Raw genomic sequence first — 355 nt, forward strand, 5'->3', positions numbered from 1 at the left:
ACTCAGGCAAGTGCCGGATAGTCGGTGTAGCCGACAGTCGTGCCGCCAAAGAACGTCGCCGGATTGGCGGCATTCAGCGCCGCCGAGGTCTGGAGACGGCGGGGCAGATCGGGATTGGCGATGAACGGCCGTCCGAACGCGACGATGTCCGCGCGCCCGTCGGTAATCGCACGTTCTGCAGAGGCGCCGTCGTAGCCGCCAGCCAGCATCAGCACGCCGTGGAATTCGGCACGCATCCTGCGCATGATGGCATCCCAGCGCGGGTCAGCCGCCTCGTCCTTGACCGTACCGACCATCGCCGGCTCCACCAGGTGCAAATAGGCCAGCGACTCGTCGTTGAGGCGGCGTGCGATGT

The 355-nt window shown here is 66.2% G+C and carries 1 protein-coding gene; it reads right to left on the reverse strand.

Annotation, left to right across the window (positions count from 1 at the left end; translation table 11 throughout):
- Nucleotides 1–2: 2 nt before the first annotated feature.
- Nucleotides 3–355 (reverse strand): oxidoreductase (locus AB4Z35_RS31370; RefSeq protein WP_442101349.1); only part of this gene is annotated, 353 nt, incomplete at its 5' end.

The organism is Pseudomonas sp. KB_15 (assembly GCF_052114525.1).
GTDB lineage: Bacteria > Pseudomonadota > Gammaproteobacteria > Pseudomonadales > Pseudomonadaceae > Aquipseudomonas.